We start from the raw sequence: 20,657 nt of genomic DNA, 5'->3' as shown, positions 1-20,657 counted from the left end.
GTGCGAACCACGGTGCCGGCTTCTCCAACCGCCAGCCATGGCGAGGATTGCGGTGGTTCGCCGATGGCGATGGCGAGCGTGGTCGACAGCACCCCGGGAATGGTGGCTCCGAGGGCGACGTCGACCTGTTTTGAACCGTTTGCCAGTCCGGCGGCGGCCGTCAGCATTCCCAAGGCGCTGGCGTCGACGCCGAGGCCGGCGGGCCTTTGGCCGAGGCCCAACTTGCCGACGGAGCCGAGATCGACCAGATGACTGAGCGGGATCTGGACCGTGCTGGTCGACTTGGACGCGATCGTCTGCAGGGCGGCCTTGGCCGTGTTGCCAAGCCCGGGCACATTGGCCATGGCCGTGGCGATCTGGCCGACGGTCGCCTTCGATGCCAGCACATCCGAATACGAGACGCCAGTTAGGTTTAGCTGTGTGGCAAGGCCGTCCACGAAGGAGAGCACGCTCACATCCGCGGAGATCAGCGCGTTGTAGTCCATGACACTGAGCGAGATGTTGCTGCCGAGCAGTCCGCCGAGAAGCGCGTTGAGGATACCGCCATCGAGGCTGGCGAGCCTCGATCCGACCGAGAACGTCGCCTGTGGCGTCATGCTGGCGGTGGCTTGGGTGCCGATGACGGGAGTGGGGATCAGCGAACTCGCGAAATAGCGGGCGGGGATCTTCTTCAGGGTGACGCGGACGGCATTGTAGGGGGTTATGCTGGCCTGGAAACGCTGGCCCACATTGGCCCCGGATGCCACATATCGCCCGGGCGTGACCGTCACGACGGTTTTGCCGACCGCCGGCTCGATCGTCTGTCCCGAGCTTTGAACGACAACCCCTGGCATGCCGTTGTCGGTCAGCGTGGTAACGACCGCTGCATTGACATTGGTCATGTTCGAGGCGGCGGTGATCGCCGCCAGATCCACCATTGCCTGCGCTTCGCGGCGCTCGGTGTAGATCGAGGCTTCGTCGATGGCCACTGCGGCCAGCGCCAGCGCCACCGGCGCGCTCAATGCCGCCATGACGGTGAAGTTCGCTTTCCTGTCACTCAGCATCAACCGGGCAAGCCGACCGATCCCATTGCACGCATGCAGCAGCATTCAAATGCCCCCGACCCTGATCGTTGACTGGCGCCTGATCGTGGTCCCAGGCATGGCTATGCCCGGGAAAAGGTTCCAGATCGGCAGGTTGCGGGCGTCGTATTGTATGGACACCACGAACTGGCTTCCATCGGCCGAGCTGTCGTTGGCCTGGTAGGTCAACTTGCTGACATCCACGAAGGGATATCCGCCGGCATTGTTGGTGACGAAGCTGGCTACGAGCGTTTGACGTTCGGTTTGGTTCAACCCGGCAATTGCCGTGCGGGCGGCATCCGCTGCGATCTGCTGGATCGAGTTGGCGGCGCCGAAGTATATACCGTATGCAACCATTCCGAGTAGAAGAAGAATGAAAATCGGTGAAAGTAAGGCAAACTCAACCGCAGAGGTACCGCGCTCTTCTTGAAATTTCCGCATTAGTTGACGGATTTTGGGCAATTTACTTGCTCCGTTACTCATAGCCGCCGCGCGTCTGAAGCTCGAACCGTATAGAAGGTACTCGTAATGTAACCTCAGGTTGCTTAAGAACGCATTAAGACATTCCGGCAAACTGGCATGGCTCCCGATTCGCGGTGAAAAATAGCGTCGAGGTGAAGAAACCAAGTCAAGCTTTTGGTTTCGGCTGGTGTTTCAGCGGCCACACCATAGCTTTCGTCCGCCTTACTTTGGGTGACCCAGAGAGTCTGTTGAAATAAAAATTCTCCGCGTTAGTGTCTGGACACGAGCCGCAGGACGGGAACCAGCGGCGCGCTCAAAGGGGTCAGATATCGGCTCCAGGGCGTCAACACTTAATAGGCGCGCCAACGGCAGCGCCGACAGGGAGAACTTCATGCTGAAAAACATGCTGAAGGCGACTGTGTTCGCCACGACGATGACGCTGGCCGCCGGGACGTTCTACACGCAGGCCTTTGCCGAGACCGTCTATAACAGGGGCACCGCCGCTGAATCGGAGTCGGTCGATCCGCACAAGACCTCGACGGTTTACGAAGCCAATGTCCTGCGCGACCTGTTCCAGGGCTTGGTCATGCAGGACCAGAAGGCCAATCTCATTCCTGGTGCCGCCGAGAGCTGGACGGTTTCGGACGACGGAACCGTCTATACGTTCAAGCTGCGCAAGGACGGCATGTGGTCGGATGGCAGCCCGGTTACGGCGGACGATTTCGTCTATGCCTTCCACCGGCTGGAGGATCCGGCGACCGGCGCCGAATACGCCTCGATGCTGTATCCGGTAAAGGGTGCGGAGGACGTCAACACCAAGAAGGGCAAGCCTGAGGACATGGGCGTCAAGGCGATTGACGCAAATACGCTGGAGGTCACGCTGAAGGCGCCGACGCCCTACTTCCTGGAGATGCTGACCCACCAGGCGACCTATCCGGTGAGCAAGGCCTCCATCGAAAAGCTCGGCGCCGATTGGATCAAGCCCGGCAATCTCGTTTCGAACGGCGCCTATACGCTGGCCGAATGGGTTCCCAACGATCATATGAAGCTGGTCAAGAACCCGAAATTCTGGGATGCGGCGACCGTCAAGTTCGACGTCGTCAACTACATCCCGACCGAGGACCGCTCTTCGGCGATGAAGCGCTTCGAGGCAGGCGAACTGGACAGCTACGACGACCTTCCGACTGAACAGCTCGCCGATCTCAAGACCAAGTTTGGCGACCAGATCCACGTTGGACCGTATCTCGGCACCTATTATTATGCGATCAAGACCGACAAGGCGCCGTGGGATAATGTAGAGCTGCGCAATGCCATCTCGATGGCGATCGACCGCGACTTCCTCGCCGAAAAAGTCTGGCAGAACTCGATGCTGCCCGGCTATTCAATGGTGCCTCCCGGCATCGAAGGCTACACGCCGGCAATGGCCAAATATGCGGACATGCCGCAGATCGACCGCGAGGATGCGGCCAAGAAGATCCTCGAGAAACTCGGCTATACGCCCGAAAAGCCGCTGAAGATGGAAATCCGCTATAACACGTCGGAAAACCACAAGAACACTGCGGTGGCGATCCAGGAACAGCTGAAGCCGCTTGGCGTCGACGTCACGCTGCTCAACACCGACACCAAGACCCACTACTCCTTCCTCGAGCAGAAGGGCAACTATGATCTGGCACGTGCCGCCTGGATCGCCGACTACAAGGATCCGGAAACCTTCCTCGGCATCTCGCGCAAAGCCAGCGGCAACAATTATTCGGACTACAACAGCCCGGCCTATGAAGCGGCCATGGACAAGGCGGCCGCCGCCGGCGGCAACCCCGAACAGCGCATGAAGGAACTGGCCGACGCCGAACGCATCCTGGTCGACGACGTCGGCCAGATACCGCTCCTCTATTACAGCTACCACGATATCGTCTCCTCGAAGCTGCATGGCTTCGTCGACAACGTGATGGACGTGCATCCGTCGCGCTTCGTCAGCAAGGACTAACCCTGGCCAAGCCACCGCGCCCTCCAGGCGCGGTGGCGATGGTTTGCCATCGCATCGGCCCGGGTACCGGAATTCGATTTCGGCAAATGTCGGTGCGAAGATTTGAAAGCTGGAGCGCGGCCGTCCAACTGGACGCGCGCGGCTCTGGATCAAGCGGGGCACCGATGCTGCGATACGTATTACGGCGGCTTCTGACCGCCATTCCAACGCTGTTCGTCATCGTGACAATGGCGTTTTTCCTGATGCGCGTCGCGCCGGGCGGTCCATTCAACCAGGAGCGGGGGCTCAGTCCCGAGATCAGGGCCAATCTCGAAGCCCAGTTCGGCCTCAACGACCCGCTCTGGCTGCAATTCGTCCACTATCTCGGCAATCTGTTGCGCGGCAATTTCGGCCCGAGCTACAACATGCCGGATTTCACCGTCACCGAACTGTTCGCCAAGGGGCTGCCGATTTCGGTTCAGCTCGGCGCCTCGGCGCTCGTCCTGGCGCTGCTGCTCGGTTCCGTGCTCGGCACCATTGCGGCGCTCAATCAGAACAAGCTTGGCGACTATACGGTGATCGCGCTGGCGACGGCCGGCAGCACCATCCCAACCTTCGTCATCGCGCCGGTGATCCAACTCCTGTTCGGGCTGACCTGGAGGCTGCTGCCGATCGGTGGGTGGGGCGATGGCGCTTTCATCAACAAGGTCGGTCCGGTGCTGACGCTCGCCCTGCCGCAGATCGCCATCGTCGCCCGGCTGATGCGTGGCTCGATGATCGAATCCTTGCGGTCCCACCACATCCGCACGGCGCGCGCGCTGGGCCTGTCCGACTGGTCGGTGGTGGTCAAGCACGCGTTGCGCGGCGCCATCCTGCCGATCGTCTCCTTCACCGGTCCGGCGGCGGCGGCACTGCTGACCGGCTCGGTCATCGTCGAGACGATCTTCTCCATCCCAGGCGTCGGCCGCTATTTCGTCGATGCCGCGCTCAATCGTGACTACACGCTGGTGATGGGAACGGTGGTGGTGATCGCCATCTTTACCATTGTCTTCAACCTGATCGTCGACGTCATGTACGCGGTCGTCGATCCGAGAGTGCGCTATGACTGACATCGCGGCCACAGTCGCCCCCACCGTCATCGGCCGTTCGCTCTGGGGGGATGCCTGGGCGCGGCTCAAGGCCAATCGCGCCGCCATGTTCAGCCTGTATTACCTTGCCCTGATCGGGGTCGTCAGCGTGTTCGGGCCGTGGTTCGTGCCGCATCAATACACCACCATTTATGCCGACTATGTGCGCATGCCGCCAAGCCTGTCAGCCTATCCGAAGGCCGACATGATCGAGACGGCGCTCACCGAAGCGATCAAGCGCATGCGGGTCGACATCAAGGAATGGCGGCAGGAAGGCAACCAGGTCTTCGTCACCGTCAAGTCGACCAGGCCGATCGACGATCGCAACATCCGCTATCTGGACCGATCCGATGCCTTTGACGACACCAAGATCGAGAGCAAGTCGCCGGACGGTCTCGAAGTGACGATGAGCGCCTCGATCAAGCAGCAATATTTCCTGTTCGGCACCGACAACACCGGACGGGACCTGTTGTCGCGCACGCTGATGGCCGGGCGTATATCGCTGGCCATCGGCCTGCTCGCGGGCGTCGTGGCGGTGGTCATCGGCGTGGTCTACGGGGCCGCTGCCGGTTTTGCCGGAGGCAAGGTCGACGAGGTGATGATGCGCATCGTCGACGTGCTCTATTCCTTGCCCTTCATCTTCTTCGTCATCATGCTGGTGGTGTTCTTCGGCCGCAACTTCGTGCTGATGTTCCTGGCCGTCGGCGCCGTGCTGTGGCTCGACATGGCGCGCATCGTGCGTGGCCAGGCACTGTCGATCCGCCGCCAGGAATATGTCCAGGCGGCGGAAGCCATGGGCGTCGGCCAGCGCGGCATCCTGCTGCGCCACGTCATCCCCAACCTGCTCGGCCCGGTGGTCATCTACATGACGCTGCTGGTGCCGCAGGTGATCATCCTGGAAAGCTTCCTATCGTTTCTCGGCCTCGGCGTGCAGGAGCCGATGACCAGCTGGGGCGTTCTGATCTCGGTCGGCGCCAAGAACATCGGCACCGCCAACTGGCTGCTCCTGTTCCCCGCCTTCTTCCTCGTCTCGACGCTGTTTGCGCTGAACTTCGTCGGCGACGGCCTGCGCGACGCACTCGACCCGAGGGATCGCTAAGATGGGGATCGCTAAGATGCCGATCGATAAAGAGGGGGACCGCTGAGATGGCTGCTTCCGAAACGATCCTCAGCGTCAAGGATTTGCGTGTCCGCTTCCGCACGCTCGACGGCGCCGTCGAGGCGGTCAAGGGCATAAACATCCATGTCAAATCGGGCGAGACCGTTGCCGTGGTCGGCGAATCCGGCTCCGGCAAAAGCCAGACGATGATGGCGGCGATGAGCCTGCTGGCGTCGAATGGCGAAGCGACAGGCAGCGTCGACTATCGTGGCCGCAATCTTCTAACGCTCAGCAAATCCGAGCTCAACAAGGTCCGTGGCCGCAAGATCAGCATGATCTTCCAGGAGCCGATGACTTCGCTCGATCCGCTCTATTCGATCGGCAACCAGTTGATCGAACCGATCCGCCGGCATCGGGGCCTGAATGTCGCGGAGGCGCGTGAAGAAGCGCTCAAACTGCTGCGGCTGGTGCATATTCCCGATCCCGAGCGGCGGATGAAATCCTATCCGCACGAAATGTCGGGTGGCCAGCGCCAGCGTGTGATGATCGCGATGGCGCTCGCCAACGACCCTGACATATTGATCGCCGACGAGCCGACGACAGCGCTCGACGTGACCATACAGGCGCAGATCCTGATGCTTCTGGCCGAATTGCAGCGCAAGCTCGGCATGGCGATCGTCTTCATTACCCACGATCTTGGCATCGTCCGCCGCTTTGCCGATCGGCTCTATGTCATGCGCCAGGGCGAGGTTGTCGAGGAGGGGGAGGCGGAGGCCATCTTCGTCAACCCACAGCATGCCTACACGAAAATGCTGCTGGCGGCCGAGCCGACCGGCAGCAAGGCGTCGCCGCCCGCCAACGCCCCAGTGCTGCTCGAAGGCAGGAATGTCGAAGTGACGTTCAGGATCGGCGGCGGGTTTCTTGCTGGCGAACCGCTGATGCTGCGTGCAGTCGATCACATCTCGATCCGGCTGCAGCGCAACCAGACCATCGGCATCGTTGGTGAATCCGGCTCGGGCAAGTCGACGCTTGGCCGCGCCTTGCTGCGGCTGTTGCCGAGTGACGGGCTCATCCGTTTCGGCGATCGCGACATTTCCCAAGCCGACAGGCAGGCGATGCGGCCGCTGCGGCGCCAGATGCAGCTCGTCTTCCAGGACCCGTTCGGCTCGTTGTCGCCGCGCATGACTGTCGGCCAGGTCATCACCGAAGGACTTCTGGTGCATGAGCCTGACCTTTCGGGCAAGCAGCGTGATCAACGCGCGGTCGAGGCATTGCGCGAGGTCGGCCTCGACCCCAACGCCCGCAACCGCTACCCGCACGAATTCTCCGGCGGTCAGCGGCAGCGCATCGCCATTGCCCGCGCCATGATCCTGAAGCCCAAGCTGGTGGTATTGGATGAGCCGACTTCGGCGCTCGATCGCTCTGTGCAGAAACAGATCGTCGAACTGCTGCGCAAGCTGCAGGCGGACCACGAATTGTCCTATCTCTTCATCAGCCACGATCTGTCGGTCGTGCGCGCCATGGCCGACTACATCATCGTCATGAAACAGGGCAAGATCGTCGAGGAAGGGCCGACCGAGGCGATCTTCAGCAATCCGCAGCACGCCTACACACAGACGCTGATGGCCGCCGCGATCGACGTGACGCGATTTCGCCTGAGCGCCTGAACCGGGCTCTGCACCGAGGCGTTGGCTGTCCGCTCAACTCGCGGACCTCTGGCACTTGCGCGCTCGCACGGCGGCAATGGCATCCTGTTGCTGCTTAAGCCGGTCGATCCTGGCTGTTTCACGGTTGGCTACCGCGGTCTTCACGCGTGAGCCGCCGAGCAGCCAGCGTGGAACATTGGTGTTGGTGACCTTGCCGCGCGTGATTGCCGTTTGCGAGATGTCACGGGCGACGTCTCCCATCGCGCTGTTGAGGTCGGTGCACGTCATTGAATCGTATTTCGCTGGATCGACGGTTCTGCCGAGCGATGAACAGCCAGCGACGAGAACCAGCGTCATCACAAGAATCAAGGGCGGGGCTGTGGTTGAATTCAAATTCATGTCGCACTCGGCCCGCCGTTTCACTCATTCCATCAGGTCCATCGACCCTAGAGCCGACGGGCCTTTTCGTCAAAATATGCGGCCGCGAAGGAACCTGCCACAGGGTTCGGCCATGCGGCCGACGGCAGGGACATCCCCAGTCTGAATTGCTATTTGCCGAGTGTGGAGTTCAATCGCTGGCGAACGGAGAGTGCCGGTTCCGGCGACGTCGAGGCGGCTTTCCTAAGCTGCTTCGGCCACCAACGTCGACGGGGGACCGCCGAGCACTGTCTGAGCGATCTCGGCGTCATTTTCATCGACATGCGCCGTCACCAGGACGACGCCCTCGGCCACGTCCTGATCATCCGCCTTCATGGCGCGCAGGGCGAATGTTCCAAACAGACCGCCGGCAACGCCGCCACAGACCGCGCCAGCCACCGCTGTTGGCAATACGCTCGCAGCAACAGGATTGATACCAACTGCCGCAACGGCGCTCAGACATGCCAACCCGCCGGCGGCAGCGCCCAGTACCGATCCCAAAGCGGAAACCCAAACAGATCCTGTCTCGTCATTGTAAGGCCCGATGATCGCGATCTGTACGCGAGGAATTCCGGCCGCCACCAGGTTGCTAGCGACCCGCGTCGCATCGGCGTGGGAATCAAAAAGTCTGCTAATCGTCGGCATGGTCGCTTAACGCTTCGGGCTGTTCAGCAGCGTGTCGGTGAGGAATGACGCGGCAATCAGGTCGTCAACCTCGATTCGGCCCTCGCCGCCCTCCATGATGGCCGCGACCTTCTGGAAGGTCTTCATCTCGTCTTCGGTAATCTGGGCTTGCTGCATCCTGGCCTTGATCTCTGTTACTCGCGTGCTCAGGGCATCGGATCGTTTGGTCTCACGGTTCGACATGCTGCTGCTCTTGGTTTCATCGATCATTTTTGCCCGCCACCCCGAATTTGGGGCAAGCGCATGCGTTTCCAACCTGGACTTCGGTCGGGCAGGGGTCAGACCTAAGTCTGGCTAGGGGCAATTGTCTTGCCGACGGTGCTGCCAAAAGCATGATCAAAGGGCTTCTCGTGGCCCGATTCCTTCAAGAATCGGGCCGGAGATCTGTGGTCAGTACCCGTCGTTCTCGATCACCACGGGATGGTGCCGATGGTGGTGGCGATGGGTGGAGACGGAACCTGTCACGACAACGGTATCGCGGTGATGATGCCGGCGCCCATGGTCGTAGAACGCCACAGTACCATGGCGGCGGTGGTGCAAGCGCTGACCGTCTTCGTTGATGATCTTGACGCTGCCGTGATGTCGATGATGGGTTCTAACAACCACATCGGCTTCGGCTGCCGAAGCCACGACGGGCAGTCCAATGGAAAGCGCCAACGCGCACATGATCATTGTTTTCATTGCAATTTCTCCGTTTTCTTAATTAGCCCTTCATTGGATTAACTGCCCCTGATCGCTTTGGTTCCGGTGGTCCGGTATCGGCCCGAACGTTCACTGTCACCGCCGGATCTCGTCAACGACGGAACATTAGACGTGCCTGATGGTTTTATTTCTCGCAGCCGGGATCACGATTTGGTGTCTGCTGCGGATCAGTCGGCAAAGACTGGTCGGCCCGCGTTCTCCGCAAGAGGCGCGGGCTTCCCCCAGGCAACAGGAGAGAGATCATGAACAATATCATTTGGCTCGTTGGAGCTGTGGTCATCGTGATAGCGATCTTGAGCTTTTTTGGCCTCCGCTAGCCGGACGCGCGTACCAGTTGAGATGTTTTCCGGAATCTGTCCGCGAGCGCACGCACGAAGGCATCAGGCGGCCGGTTGAGACCGTCTGGTTGCTGTCCAGTGCAACAGGCATCGCTGTCGGCCGGCGGGGAGGCGCGAGTAATCTCGCTTGAGGGGCAGGTGGAGCGCCGAAGTCGGGATGCGCTAACTCTTTGTTTTTTCTGGTCGGAGTGGCAGGATTTGAACCTGCGACCCCCTCGTCCCGAACGAGGTGCGCTACCAGGCTGCGCTACACTCCGTGACCAGACCGCGGGCTTATAGCCGCCACACTTCGTTCCTGCAAGCGGCATGGCAGCACTTCTGTCGCATTTCATCGGCTTTCGTCGAGCATAGCCCGAAAGGCTCGGATTCCCTCCTGGGATAAACGTGGCTTAAAGCCTTCTGTGCTAAGCCGCAGTCCTCGACAACTCGTAATTTCCGCCACTCGGAGTTTTCCAGTCTTGTCCTTCAGCATCGTTGGCGACGCCCGGCCCAACAGTTTCGAGTTCGAAACCGAAGCGCTGATCAAGCCATCCGGCTTTCGAGAATATGATGCGCGCTGGTGGTTTGGCCATCCCGGCTCCGCGCAACTGCCGGAGCTCAATCTGATTGGCGTCCAGGCGCTCGGAATGGGGCTTGGCACGCTGATCCGCCGTGTCGGTGCCGGTCCCGATATCGTCACCGGGCACGATTTCCGCTCCTATTCGCTTGGCATCAAGCTGGCGCTGGTGTCTGGTTTGATGGCTGCGGGCGCTCGGGTGAGGGACATCGGACTGGCGTTGTCGCCGATGGCCTATTTCGCCCAGTTCGCACTGGACGTGCCTTCGGTCGCTATGGTCACCGCCTCGCACAACGAGAATGGCTGGACCGGCGTCAAGATGGGTGCGGCGCGGCCGCTGACTTTCGGGCCGGAAGAGATGAGCGCGCTGAAGCAGATTGTACTGGCCGGCGATTTCGATCTCGTCGGCGGCGGCTCCTACGATTTCGTTCGCGATTTTCGCGCTACTTATCTCGACGATCTGACCAAGGACAAGCGCATCACCCGAAAGCTGAAAGTGGTCGCCGCCTGCGGCAACGGCACCGCCGGCGCCTTCGCGCCGCAGGCGCTGCAGCGCATCGGCTGCGAGGTCATCCCGCTCGATGTCGAACTCGACCACACCTTTCCGCGCTACAATCCCAATCCCGAGGATATGCAGATGCTGCATGCCATCAGGGACAAGGTGCTTGAGACTGGAGCCGATGTCGGCCTTGGCTTCGACGGTGACGGCGACCGCTGCGGCGTCGTCGACAATGAGGGCAATGAGATTTTTGCCGACAAGGTCGGTGTGATGCTGGCGCGCGATATCTCCAGCCAGCATCCGGGCTCGACCTTCGTCGTAGACGTCAAGTCGACCGGCCTGTTCAACACAGACAGCGTGCTGCGCGCCAACAGCGCCGTCACTGACTACTGGAAGACCGGCCACTCCTACATCAAGCGCCGCGTCGCCGAGCTTGGCGCCGTCGCCGGTTTCGAAAAGTCGGGCCATTTCTTCTTCAACCCGCCAGTCGGGCGGGGTTATGACGATGGGCTGGTCACCGCCATCGCCATCTGCCAGATGCTGGACCGCAGCCCCGGCAGTTCGATGGCCGATCTCTACCGCGCGCTGCCGCTGACCTTCGGCACGCCGACCATGTCGTCGCACTGCGCGGACGATGTGAAGTATGGCGTTGTCGAGCGGGTGGTTGCCGACTTTCAGGCCATGAAGCGGGATGGAACGGTTTTTGCGGGCCAGAAGATCGCCGACCTCATCACCGTCAACGGTGCGCGCGTTGTCGCCGAAGACGGCACCTGGGGACTGGTGCGCGCCTCGTCGAACAAGCCGGAACTGGTCGTGGTCGTCGAAAGCCCGGTGTCGTCGCAGCGTCGAGGGGAGATGTTCGAGGCTGTCGACACCGTGCTGCGCCGCAGCCCCGAGGTGGGCGCCTACAACCAGACCTTTTGAATGGTGGTTGAATGACCGAGCGGATTGTCAGTTTTGTCATGAGCGGCGGCGTCGGCTCGCGGTTGTGGCCGCTGTCGCGCGAGGACAATCCCAAGCAGTTCCACGATCTGTCCGGCGACGGCTCGATGCTGGCCAAGACCTTGCGCCGGCTGACGGCCCGGCCGGAAGGCGAAACGCCGATCTTCCTGATTGCCGCGGAGCGCCATGCCGACCGCGTTCACGCCGATCTTGCCGGCCTCGACCTCGCCGGCGGCGGGCCGCTGTTCGAGCCGACCGGGCGCAACACAGCCGCCGCCGTCGCACTGGCGACACTGCGCACACTGTCCGAGTTCGGCGACAGCCTGGTGCTGGTGGTGCCGTCGGACCATGAGATATCGACCCCGCGCCAGTTCTGGCAGAGCGTCGAAGCCGGCACCGAGGCAGCGCGTAGCGGCCGGCTGGTGGTGTTCGGCATCAGGCCGACACAGCCCGAGACCGGCTACGGCTATATCGAGGTTGCGGCCGAAAGCGGCGGCATCTTCGACGTGTCGCGCTTCGTCGAAAAGCCGGATCTTGCGACTGCGCAAAGCTATCTCAAGGCCGGAAATTTCTACTGGAACACCGGTATCTTCCTTTTTCGCGCCAGCGCCATGCGTGATGCCTTCATAGCGTTCCAGCCGGATATCTGGCAGGCCACCGAAGCAGCCTACAAGGCAGCGACATCGGATTTATCCGGCCTTTACATGCCGCTAGAACTCTACGCCGCCATTCCGTCGAACTCGATCGACTACGCCATCATGGAGCGGGCAAAAGACATCGCGATGGTGCCGGCCGGCTTCCGCTGGAACGATCTCGGCTCATGGCAGTCGCTGCTCGATGTCGGCCCCGCCGACGACCGGGGCAATGTCATCATCGGCGATGTCGTCTCCATCGATTGCGAGAATTCCTACATTCGCAGTGACGGCCGCCTGCTGTCGGCGATCGGCATGAAGGACATCGCCATCGTTTCGACATCGGATGCCACCTTCGTCGCTCCGGTCAGCCACAGCCAGCACGTCAAGAAGATCGTCGAGCAGCTCGAAAAATCGGGTCGCCTGGAAACCAGGTTCACGCCGGCGCATGACCGCGTCATCGAAAGCGGCGCCTGGCGGCGGCGCGTGCATCACTGGCTGTTTCAGGAGACCTTGCCGCTGTGGTCGACATCGGGCGTCGACGAACGCCATGGCGGCTTTCACGAAGCGCTTGGCCTGGACGCTTCGCCGTTGATGAAGCCCAAGCGCATGCGCACCATGGCAAGGCAGGTCTATGCCTTCGCCGTTGCCCGGGCGCGCGGCTGGGACGGTCCGGCCGACCGGCTGATCAGCCACGGCATCGCCTTCATGGCCGGCAAGGGCCGCACCGACAAGGGCGGCTGGGTTCGCACGCTGAATGTTGACGGTTCGGTCGCCGACGCCACCGAGGATGCCTACGATCATTCCTGCGTGCTCCTGGCACTGGCGCATGCGCATATGTCTGGCAATCCCGACGCTTTGCGCCTCGGCGAGGAAACCTTCGCCTTTCTCGATGCGCATCTCGAAGACAGCCGCATGACCGGCTTCCTTGAGACATCGGATGGCAAAGGCGAGCGCCGCTCCAACCCGCATATGCACCTGCTCGAGGCCTTCCTGGCCTGGCACCAGGCGACCGGCGAGCGCGCCCATCTGCGCCGCGCAGCGCGTATCATCGACCTCTTCCGCAGTCATTTCTTCGATCCGGAAAGCTGGACGCTTGGCGAGTATTTCGATGCCGAATGGAAACCATCCGCCCGCGAGAAAGGCTCGTGGACCGAGCCTGGCCACCATTTCGAATGGGCCTCTTTGCTGGTCGATTTCGCTGGGCGCAGCGGCCAGGCCGAGTTGAGCGGCTTTGCCAGGAAACTCTACGCCTCGGCCATCGCCAATGGCCTCAACCGCGCCACCGGCCTTGCCTATGGCGCCGTCTCGCGACAGGGCCTGCCGCTCGACCTGATATCGCGCAGCTGGCCGCAGGCCGAAGCGGTGAAGGCGGCGATCGCGCTGGATGGTTCGGGCGGGCCCGATCTCAAGCCCGAGATCGAAGCGCGCGTCGGCCGGCTGTTCCGCTGGCACATCGACCCGGCGCCGCTCGGCCTGTGGATCGACCGCATCGACGAACGCGGCCGCTCGCTGGCGACCGATGTGCCAGCCAGCATCTTCTATCATCTGGTCTGTGCGCTGACGCAATATCTGGACAGCACGGCCGACCTGAAGGCGTAGAGGGCTGGATCAGTACGGGCTCGCCACGTCACCCGTCTCGACATACACCGACTTCAGCTGCGAATAGAGCGCCAGTGCGGCCAGTGAATTCTCGCGTCCGATGCCTGACTGTTTGAAGCCGCCGAACGGGATTTCCACCGGCGTCAGATTATACGCGTTGATCCAGCAGGTGCCGGCCTGCAGTTCGGCGATGACGCGGTGGGCGCGCGGCAGGTCGCGCGTGAAGACGCCGGCAGCGAGGCCGAATTCGGTGTCGTTGGCGCGGTCGATCACCTCGTCCTCGCCGTCGAATTTCAACACGCTCATCACTGGTCCGAAAATTTCTTCACGGGCGATGCGCATGCCATCGGTCACGCCGGTGAACACCGTCGGCTCGACGAAGAAGCCGCCCTGAAAGCCCTGCAGCGAAGGCACATTGCCGCCGCAAGCAAGCGTCGCTCCATCCTGCTTGCCGATCTCGATATAGCCGACCACCTTGTCGTGCTGCGCCTTGGAGACCAGCGGTCCCATCTGGGTTTCGGGATCGAGCGGGTCGCCGATGCGGATTTTCTTGGTCCGCTCTATCAGACGGTCGACAAAGCGGTCGTGGATGCCGCTCTGCACGAAGACGCGCGTGCCGTTGGAGCAGATCTGTCCGGTCGAATAGAAATTGCCGAGCATGGCGCCGCCAATGGCGTTCTCGATGTCGGCATCGTCGAACACGATCAGCGGCGACTTGCCCCCGAGTTCCATCGTCGCGTGCTTCATCTTCGAGCCGGCAAGCGACAGCACCTTGCGGCCGGTCGGCACCGAACCGGTCACCGAGACCTTGGCGACGACATCGTGGCCGACAAGCCCGGCGCCGACATCGCCATAGCCCTGCACAACGTTGAACAAGCCGTCGGGTAGCCCCGCTTCGCTGTAGATCTCGGCCAGTGCCAGCGCCGACAGCGGCGTGTTTTCCGACGGCTTGAACACCATGGCATTGCCCATGGCGAGCGCCGGTGCCGATTTCCAGCCGGCGATCTGGATCGGGTAGTTCCATGCGCCGATGCCGACACAGACGCCGAGCGCTTCGCGCCTTGTGTAGGCGAAGGGTCCGCCGAGATCGACCGACTCGCCGTTGTAGGCGGCAACGGCACCGCCGAAATATTCAAGGCAGTCCGCAGCCGAGGGCGCATCCGCCACCAACGTTTCCTGGATCGCCTTGCCGGTGTCCAGCGTCTCGATGCGAGCGAGGTCGGCGTTGCGGGCGCGCAATATGTCGGCGGCGCGGCGCAGGATGCGCCCGCGCTCGACCGGCTTCAGCCGCGCCCAGGCGGGCTGCGCCGCCCGCGCGGCCTCGACGGCGAGTTCCAGCACGTTCGGCGTTGCCGAACGTAGCATGGCGATGGTCTCGCCGGTTGCCGGATAGATGACCGGCAGCGGGGCGCCGCCTTCGTCCTCGATGTAGCGTCCGTTGACATAGTGCGATGCCGTGGGCTGAGCGCGCATGGAAGTCTCCAGATTGTCTTTCGCGGCATGCGGATCGTGCAGTCACACGATCATGCTCTATCTGTCCGACGCCTGCCAGCGCGGATTGATCCATGGTTCCTGGTTGGACGGCGCCAGCGGCGTGCGGCCAAGGATGTGATCGGATGCCTTCTCGCCGGTCATGATCGACGGCGCATTGAGATTGCCGTTGGTGACGCGCGGGAAAATCGAGGAATCGGCGACCCGCAATCCTTCGACGCCGATGACCCGGCACTCCGGATCGACGACGCTCATCATGTCGTCGGCGCGGCCCATCTTGCAGGTGCCGCAAGGATGGTAGGCGCTCTCGGCGTGATCCCTGATGAAGATGTCGAGATCGTCGTCCGATTGCACGTGGCTGCCCGGCGATATCTCCTTGCCCCGATAGGGATCGAACGCCGACTGGCCGAAGATCTCGCGCGTCAGCCGGATGCAGTGGCGGAACTCCGCCCAGTCGTCTGGATGCGACATGTAGTTGAAGTGGATCATCGGTTTCGATTTCGGGTCCGGCGAGCGCAGCGTCACCGACCCCCGCGACTTCGAGCGCATCGGTCCGACATGCGCCTGGAAGCCGTGCGACTTGGCCGCCGCCTTGCCGTCATAGCGGACTGCCGCGGGGATGAAATGGTACTGGATGTCGGGGTAGTCGACGCCGGCACGTGAGCGCACGAAGGCCGCCGCTTCGAAATGGTTGGTGGCGCCAAGCCCGGTCTTGAGGAACAGCCACTGCGCCCCGATGAGCGCTTTCGAGAACGGATTCAGCACCGAATTGAGCGTGATCGGCAGCAATGATTCCTGCTGGATGTAGAGCTCCATATGGTCCTGCAGGTTGCGGCCGACGCCGGGCCTGTCGGCCACCACCGGAATGCCGTTTTCGCGCAGATGCTCGGCCGGACCGATGCCGGACAGCATCAGGATCTTGGGCGAATTGATCGACGATGCGGCGACGATTACCTCACGTCGCGCCTTAACGACCTGAATCTGTTTGTGAGCTTCGATCTCGACGCCGATGGCGCGCTGATTCTCGATGATCACCCGCCGCGCAAAGCCCTTGACCAGACTGACGTTTTTGCGCTTCAGCGCCGGCTTCAGATAGGCTGATGCCGCCGACCATCGGCGGCCGCCGCTGATGGTCTGCTCCATCGGCCCAAAACCTTCCTGCTTGGAACCGTTATAGTCCTCCGTCAGTTCGAACCCGGCCTGGCGGCCAGCCTCGACGAAGGCGCCATAGAGCGGATTTTTACGCGAGCCGCGCTGCACATGCAGCGGCCCGCCGTGCCCGCGCCAGCCATCCTCGCCGCCATCCGAATCCTCCATGCGCTTGAAATAGGGGAGCACGTCGGCGAAGCCCCAGCCGGCCGCACCCTCTTCGGCCCAATGGTCGAAGTCGCGGGCGTGGCCGCGCACATAGACCATGCCGTTGATCGAGGACGAGCCGCCGATAACCTTGCCGCGCGGTGTCGCCAGCACACGGCCGCCGAGATGCGGCTCCGGCTCGCTGGCAAAGCCCCAGTCGTACAGGCTCATGTTGAGCGGGATCGACAGCGCCGACGGCATCTGGATCAGCGGCCCGATATCGCTGCCGCCGAATTCGATGACGATGACCGAATGCTTGCCGTCTTCCGACAGGCGATAGGCCATGGCCGAGCCGGCCGAGCCGGAGCCGATGATGACGAAATCCGCTTCAAGCATGGTTCATATGCGCCATGAAATCGGCGAGCGAGACATTGCCGCCGGTAGCCACAACAAGGACGGTCTTGTCCTTCACATCCACCTTGCCGCCGAGCAATGCCGCGATCGACGCCGCCCCCGACGGTTCGAGCACCAGCTTCATGCGCTCGAAGGCGATCCGCATCGCGCGCCGCACCGATTGGTCGTCGACGGTGATGCCGTGAACACCCGCCGTCTTGACCGCGGCAAACGGAGCATCGCCCGGCCGTCGTGACATCAACCCGTCGCAGATCGATTTCGGCCCGATCGGCATCGTCTCGATAGCGCCATGCGCCAGCGACGAGCCCATGCCATTGAAACCTTCCGGCTCGACGCCGATGATCTCTGTCGCTGGCGACAGATAGTGGAAGGCAAGCGAAACGCCGCCGATCAACCCGCCGCCACCGACCGAGCAGAACAAGAGGTCGGCGCTGGCACCTTTGGCTTCGAGTTGGTCAAGCGCTTCGAGGCCGGCGCCCGCCTGGCCGGCGACGATCTCCGGATCGTCGAATGGATGCAGCAGCGCCAGGCCCTCTGTCTCGGCGATCTCGCGCGCCTTGGCGGCGGCGACTTCCTCCCGCGCGCGCTCGCCATGGTCGGTCAGCACGACGCGGGCGCCATAGCCCGCCGTGGCATCACGCTTGGCGGCCGGTGCGTCGATCGGCATGACGATGGTGACGGGAACGCCAAGCGCCTGGCCGGCAGCCGCCAGCCCTTGCGCGAAATTGCCGGAGGAGTAGGCGACGACGCCCTTCTTCGCTTCGTCAACTGAAAGCTGCTTCAGGCGCCAATAGGCGCCGCGCACCTTGAATGAGCCGGCCCATTGCAGCGATTCCGGCTTGATGAAGACGCGGGCGGCGCCGGTCTCGCGGGCTAGTGCCGTCGATTCCAGCAGCGGCGTGATCTGCGTCGCCCTGGAGGTGACGGCATAGGCCTGCTTGAGATGGTCAAGGGAGGGGACGAGAAGGTCTGACATCATTCGCCTCGCGGATACCGTTTGCTCTCTTCGAGATTGTCGAGGTTCATGTGATTGCGCATGTAACGCTCGGACGTCTTTTGCAGGGGCTGGAAATCCCAGGGGTAATAGGCGCCGTTGCGCAGCGCCGGATAGACGACCCAGCGGCGCGCCTGGCTTTCGCGGACAGCGGCGTCGAAGCCGGCCATGTCCCAGCGCGCCTGGACCTTGTCCATGAATGCCGCCACCAAGCCGGCATTGGCGGGGTCGTCGGCCAGATTGTTTCGCTCGAGCGGATCGGCTTCGAGATCGAACAGTTGCGGCGGATCGAGCTCGCAGTGGACGAATTTGTATCTGCCGTCGCGGATCGCCACCAACGGCGCGTTGGACCCTTCGGCCGCATACTCCATCAACACCGGTGCGGTGCGCTCGATGCCCTCGGTGAGCGGCAGCAGCGACTGGCCGTCGGTCCACGGCGCGATCGCGGCGATGTCGATGCCGGCGAGGTCGCAAAGCGTCGGCGCCACATCGAGATTGGAGACCGGCGTCTCGATCAGCCCGGCAGGAATGTCCTTGCCGGCGATCATCAGCGGCACCCGCGCCGAACCCTCGAAGAAGCTCATCTTGAACCACAGGCCGCGCTCGCCGAGCATGTCGCCGTGATCCGAGCAGAACAGGATGATTGTGTCGTCCGCCATGCGTGTACGCTCGAGAACGTCCAGGATCTCGCCCAGCTTGTCGTCGACATAGGAGATGTTGGCGAAATAGCCCTGCCGCGAACGACGCACCTGCTCCGGTGTGATCTCGAAAGAGGGATAGTCGCTGGCGTGGTACAGCCGCCGGGAATGCGTATCCTGCTGGTCATACGCGATGAACCCGGTTTCCGGGTCCAGCGCCTGGCAATGCTCATAGAGATCCCAATATTGCTTGCGCGCGACATAGGGATCGTGCGGATGCGACAGCGAGACAGTGAGGCACCAAGGCCGATGGTTCGCATCGTCCTGTTCGCGCGAAAGCTGATAGAGCTTCTGCGTAGCCAGGAACACGACCTCGTCGTCATACTCCATCTGGTTGGTGATCTCGGCGACGCCTGCGCCGGTCACCGAGCCCAGATTGTGATACCACCAGTCGATACGCTCGCCGGGCTTGCGGTAATCCGGCGTCCAGCCGAAATCGGCTGGATAAATGTCGGTCGTCAGCCGCTCCTCGAAACCATGCAACTGGTCCGGCCCAACGAAATGCATCTTGCCCGACAGGCAGGTGTAGTAGCCGGCGGCGCGCAAATGATGGGCAAAGGTCGGGATCGATGAGGCGAATTCGGCGGCATTATCATAGACGCCGGTGCGCGACGGCAATTGCCCGCTCATGAACGAGGCACGGCCCGGCGCGCAGAGCGGCGAGGCCGTGTAGTTGTTGGCAAAGCGCGCCGAACGCGCGGCCAACGCTTTCAGATGCGGTGTATGCAGAAACTCCGCCGGTCCGTCCGGAAACAGGGTTCCGTTGAGCTGGTCGACCATGACGATCAGGAAATTGGTTGGCTTCATTGTCACTGTTTGCGCCGCTCGCCAAGTTTGGTTTCGAGATAGTCCTCGACCAGCGCGATCGCGGTCGCGGCATCGGGCACGCCGTCTTTCAGCGCCCGCCTGATGTAGAGCCCGTCGATCATCGCCGCGGTCGCTTCGGCGGCGCGGTCGGCTTCGGCTCTGGGCAAGATCCCGGTCAGCCCGCTCATCAGGTTCGAGTGCAGCCGCCGCGCGTAGACCTTGAGCAGCCGGCGCAAGGCCGATGATTTCTGCGCCTCGACATAGAAGGCGAGCCAGGCGGCGATGGTTTCCGGCTGGAACTGGATGTCGGAGAAATTGACAGCGACCACCGCCGAGACCCTTTCGCGCGCGCTATTGGCCGAGCCAAGGGCGCGCAACGTATCGGCTGTAAGCTCCGCCAGTATGTGCCGCATCGTCGCCAAGAGCAGCTCGTCCTTGGCACCAAAATAATGATGGGCAAGGGCGGACGACACGCCGGCGCGTCCGGCGATCTCGGACATGGTCACGTCGAGCGAACCGCGCTCGCCGATCGCCGAGATCGTCGCGTCGATCAGCGCCTTGCGGCGCAGCGGTTCCATTCCGATTTTCGGCATCTCGCCATGATCCTTTGAGAAAACAGGATTATTTTTTATTGACGCGTCAATCAACAAAAAAATCGGCCCCGATCTCGGCTGTACCAAGCGATTGTACGCCTCCAGCCCTTCACGAAACCGGCACGATTGTTTATCTTTGAACAATAGATGCGAAATGCGCCGTGAGCCGACATGCCAGGCCGGCGCCAAGGATGGAGACCGCCATGACCGCATGCATCGTCGGATGGGCGCATTCGCGCTTCGGCAAGCTTGAGGGCGAAACGCTCGAAAACCTCATCGTCAAGGTGGCAACGGACGCGCTCGACCATGCCGGCATCGGTCCCGACGAGGTCGACGAGATCGTGCTCGGCCACTTCAACGCCGGTTTTTCGGCGCAGGATTTCACCGCCAGTCTGGTGCTTCAGGCCGACGACCGGCTGCGCTTCAAGCCGGCGACGCGTGTCGAGAACGCTTGCGCCACCGGATCGGCGGCGGTCCGCCAAGGCATCCGCGCCATCGACGCGAATGCCGCTCGCATCGTGCTGGTGGTCGGCGCGGAGCAGATGACGACGACGCCGGGGCCGGAGATCGGCAAAAACCTGCTCAAGGCGTCCTATCTGCCCGAGGACGGCGAGACACCGGCGGGGTTCTCCCG

General features: G+C 62.4%; 17 protein-coding genes, 1 tRNA gene and 1 pseudogene. 7 read left to right on the top strand and 12 right to left on the bottom strand.

Annotation, left to right across the window (positions count from 1 at the left end; genetic code table 11):
- Both EN955_RS35425 and EN955_RS16575 read right to left on the bottom strand, forming a co-directional pair.
- Positions 1–1,088: TadG family pilus assembly protein (locus EN955_RS35425; protein WP_281034483.1), on the bottom strand; the 1,088-nt coding region annotated here is incomplete at its 3' end.
- Positions 1,089–1,502 carry a TadE/TadG family type IV pilus assembly protein gene (locus EN955_RS16575; protein ID WP_174564973.1) on the bottom strand — a complete coding sequence of 138 codons (414 nt, stop codon included), beginning with the start codon at positions 1,500–1,502 and terminating at the stop codon, positions 1,089–1,091. It abuts the gene before it with no gap.
- 412 nt (positions 1,503–1,914) lie between these two features.
- Between EN955_RS16575 and EN955_RS16570 the strand changes: the two genes are divergently transcribed.
- The 4 genes from EN955_RS16570 (at position 1,915) to EN955_RS16555 (ending at position 7,379) form a co-directional block, all read left to right on the top strand.
- Positions 1,915–3,507, top strand: a complete 1,593-nt coding sequence (locus tag EN955_RS16570) for a peptide ABC transporter substrate-binding protein (protein ID WP_013532692.1) — start codon at positions 1,915–1,917, stop codon at positions 3,505–3,507.
- A gap of 164 nt (positions 3,508–3,671) precedes the next feature.
- Entirely contained in the window at positions 3,672–4,595 is a 924-nt protein-coding gene (locus EN955_RS16565) for an ABC transporter permease subunit (RefSeq protein ID WP_013532691.1), read from the top strand.
- Positions 4,588–5,712 carry an ABC transporter permease subunit gene (locus tag EN955_RS16560; protein ID WP_013532690.1) on the top strand — a complete coding sequence of 375 codons (1,125 nt, stop codon included), beginning with the start codon at positions 4,588–4,590 and terminating at the stop codon, positions 5,710–5,712. The genes EN955_RS16565 and EN955_RS16560 overlap by 8 nt, the downstream gene beginning before the upstream one ends.
- Positions 5,713–5,759: 47 nt before the next feature.
- Entirely contained in the window at positions 5,760–7,379 is a 1,620-nt protein-coding gene (locus EN955_RS16555) for an ABC transporter ATP-binding protein (protein ID WP_024503702.1), read from the top strand.
- Between the two features lie 33 nt (positions 7,380–7,412).
- Here EN955_RS16555 and EN955_RS16550 read toward each other — a convergent pair whose 3' ends face one another.
- The 5 genes from EN955_RS16550 to EN955_RS16530 all read right to left on the bottom strand — a co-directional run bounded on the left by EN955_RS16550 (position 7,413) and on the right by EN955_RS16530 (position 9,756).
- Positions 7,413–7,757 (bottom strand): hypothetical protein, encoded by a 345-nt coding sequence (locus EN955_RS16550; protein WP_024503703.1) that lies wholly within the window; start codon positions 7,755–7,757, stop codon positions 7,413–7,415.
- Positions 7,758–7,979: 222 nt separating this feature from the next.
- Positions 7,980–8,420, bottom strand: a complete 441-nt coding sequence (locus EN955_RS35420; RefSeq protein WP_024503704.1) for a hypothetical protein — start codon at positions 8,418–8,420, stop codon at positions 7,980–7,982.
- Positions 8,421–8,426: 6 nt separating this feature from the next.
- The gene (locus EN955_RS16540; protein WP_024503705.1) at positions 8,427–8,642 is read right to left on the bottom strand and encodes a hypothetical protein; all 216 of its coding nucleotides are present in this window, start codon (positions 8,640–8,642) and stop codon (positions 8,427–8,429) included.
- 207 nt (positions 8,643–8,849) lie between these two features.
- A complete protein-coding gene (locus EN955_RS16535) occupies positions 8,850–9,140 on the bottom strand; it encodes a hypothetical protein (RefSeq protein WP_024503706.1) in 291 nt (96 codons plus the stop codon).
- Between the two features lie 539 nt (positions 9,141–9,679).
- Positions 9,680–9,756, bottom strand: a tRNA-Pro gene (locus tag EN955_RS16530).
- A gap of 201 nt (positions 9,757–9,957) precedes the next feature.
- Here EN955_RS16530 and EN955_RS16525 point away from each other — a divergent pair.
- Positions 9,958–11,478: a phosphomannomutase/phosphoglucomutase gene (locus EN955_RS16525; protein ID WP_127223435.1), complete on the top strand. Its 1,521-nt coding sequence runs from the start codon at positions 9,958–9,960 to the stop codon at positions 11,476–11,478.
- Between the two features lie 11 nt (positions 11,479–11,489).
- A complete protein-coding gene (locus EN955_RS16520; RefSeq protein WP_024505557.1) occupies positions 11,490–13,730 on the top strand; it encodes a mannose-1-phosphate guanylyltransferase/mannose-6-phosphate isomerase in 2,241 nt (746 codons plus the stop codon).
- A 9-nt stretch (positions 13,731–13,739) separates the two neighbouring features.
- Here EN955_RS16520 and betB read toward each other — a convergent pair whose 3' ends face one another.
- From betB to betI, 5 genes are read right to left on the bottom strand one after another with little or no spacing between them, the layout of a single operon-like run.
- A complete protein-coding gene (gene betB, locus EN955_RS16515; protein WP_024505556.1) occupies positions 13,740–15,203 on the bottom strand; it encodes a betaine-aldehyde dehydrogenase in 1,464 nt (487 codons plus the stop codon).
- Between the two features lie 57 nt (positions 15,204–15,260).
- Positions 15,261–16,913, bottom strand: coding sequence for a choline dehydrogenase (gene betA / locus EN955_RS16510; RefSeq protein ID WP_024505555.1), 1,653 nt, complete (start codon positions 16,911–16,913; stop codon positions 15,261–15,263).
- Positions 16,906–17,907: a threonine/serine dehydratase gene (locus EN955_RS16505; protein WP_024505554.1), complete on the bottom strand. Its 1,002-nt coding sequence runs from the start codon at positions 17,905–17,907 to the stop codon at positions 16,906–16,908. Before EN955_RS16505 ends, betA begins: the two co-directional genes overlap by 8 nt.
- Positions 17,907–19,436: a choline-sulfatase gene (gene betC, locus EN955_RS16500; RefSeq protein WP_024505553.1), complete on the bottom strand. Its 1,530-nt coding sequence runs from the start codon at positions 19,434–19,436 to the stop codon at positions 17,907–17,909. Before betC ends, EN955_RS16505 begins: the two co-directional genes overlap by 1 nt.
- Positions 19,433–20,023, bottom strand: coding sequence for a transcriptional regulator BetI (gene betI, locus EN955_RS16495; RefSeq protein ID WP_013532678.1), 591 nt, complete (start codon positions 20,021–20,023; stop codon positions 19,433–19,435). The genes betC and betI overlap by 4 nt, the downstream gene beginning before the upstream one ends.
- Before the next feature lie 203 nt (positions 20,024–20,226).
- Here betI and EN955_RS16490 point away from each other — a divergent pair.
- Positions 20,227–20,657 (top strand): annotated as a pseudogene (locus tag EN955_RS16490) (thiolase domain-containing protein); the annotation flags it as partial.

Source organism: Mesorhizobium sp. M7A.F.Ca.CA.001.04.2.1 (genome assembly GCF_003998485.1).
Classification (GTDB): Bacteria; Pseudomonadota; Alphaproteobacteria; order Rhizobiales; family Rhizobiaceae; genus Mesorhizobium; species Mesorhizobium ciceri.
This window is presented reverse-complemented; position numbering and strand designations above follow the sequence as displayed.

Coding starts and splice junctions, on each gene's coding strand:
- EN955_RS16575 (WP_174564973.1), bottom strand. CDS start 1,502: ATGCGGAAATTTCAAGAAGAGCGCGGTACCTCTGCGGTTGAGTTTGCC.
- EN955_RS16570 (WP_013532692.1), top strand. CDS start 1,915: ATGCTGAAAAACATGCTGAAGGCGACTGTGTTCGCCACGACGATGACG.
- EN955_RS16565 (WP_013532691.1), top strand. CDS start 3,672: ATGCTGCGATACGTATTACGGCGGCTTCTGACCGCCATTCCAACGCTG.
- EN955_RS16560 (WP_013532690.1), top strand. CDS start 4,588: ATGACTGACATCGCGGCCACAGTCGCCCCCACCGTCATCGGCCGTTCG.
- EN955_RS16555 (WP_024503702.1), top strand. CDS start 5,760: ATGGCTGCTTCCGAAACGATCCTCAGCGTCAAGGATTTGCGTGTCCGC.
- EN955_RS16550 (WP_024503703.1), bottom strand. CDS start 7,757: ATGAATTTGAATTCAACCACAGCCCCGCCCTTGATTCTTGTGATGACG.
- EN955_RS35420 (WP_024503704.1), bottom strand. CDS start 8,420: ATGCCGACGATTAGCAGACTTTTTGATTCCCACGCCGATGCGACGCGG.
- EN955_RS16540 (WP_024503705.1), bottom strand. CDS start 8,642: ATGTCGAACCGTGAGACCAAACGATCCGATGCCCTGAGCACGCGAGTA.
- EN955_RS16535 (WP_024503706.1), bottom strand. CDS start 9,140: ATGAAAACAATGATCATGTGCGCGTTGGCGCTTTCCATTGGACTGCCC.
- EN955_RS16520 (WP_024505557.1), top strand. CDS start 11,490: ATGACCGAGCGGATTGTCAGTTTTGTCATGAGCGGCGGCGTCGGCTCG.
- betB (WP_024505556.1), bottom strand. CDS start 15,203: ATGCGCGCTCAGCCCACGGCATCGCACTATGTCAACGGACGCTACATC.
- betA (WP_024505555.1), bottom strand. CDS start 16,913: ATGCTTGAAGCGGATTTCGTCATCATCGGCTCCGGCTCGGCCGGCTCG.
- EN955_RS16505 (WP_024505554.1), bottom strand. CDS start 17,907: ATGTCAGACCTTCTCGTCCCCTCCCTTGACCATCTCAAGCAGGCCTAT.
- betI (WP_013532678.1), bottom strand. CDS start 20,023: ATGCCGAAAATCGGAATGGAACCGCTGCGCCGCAAGGCGCTGATCGAC.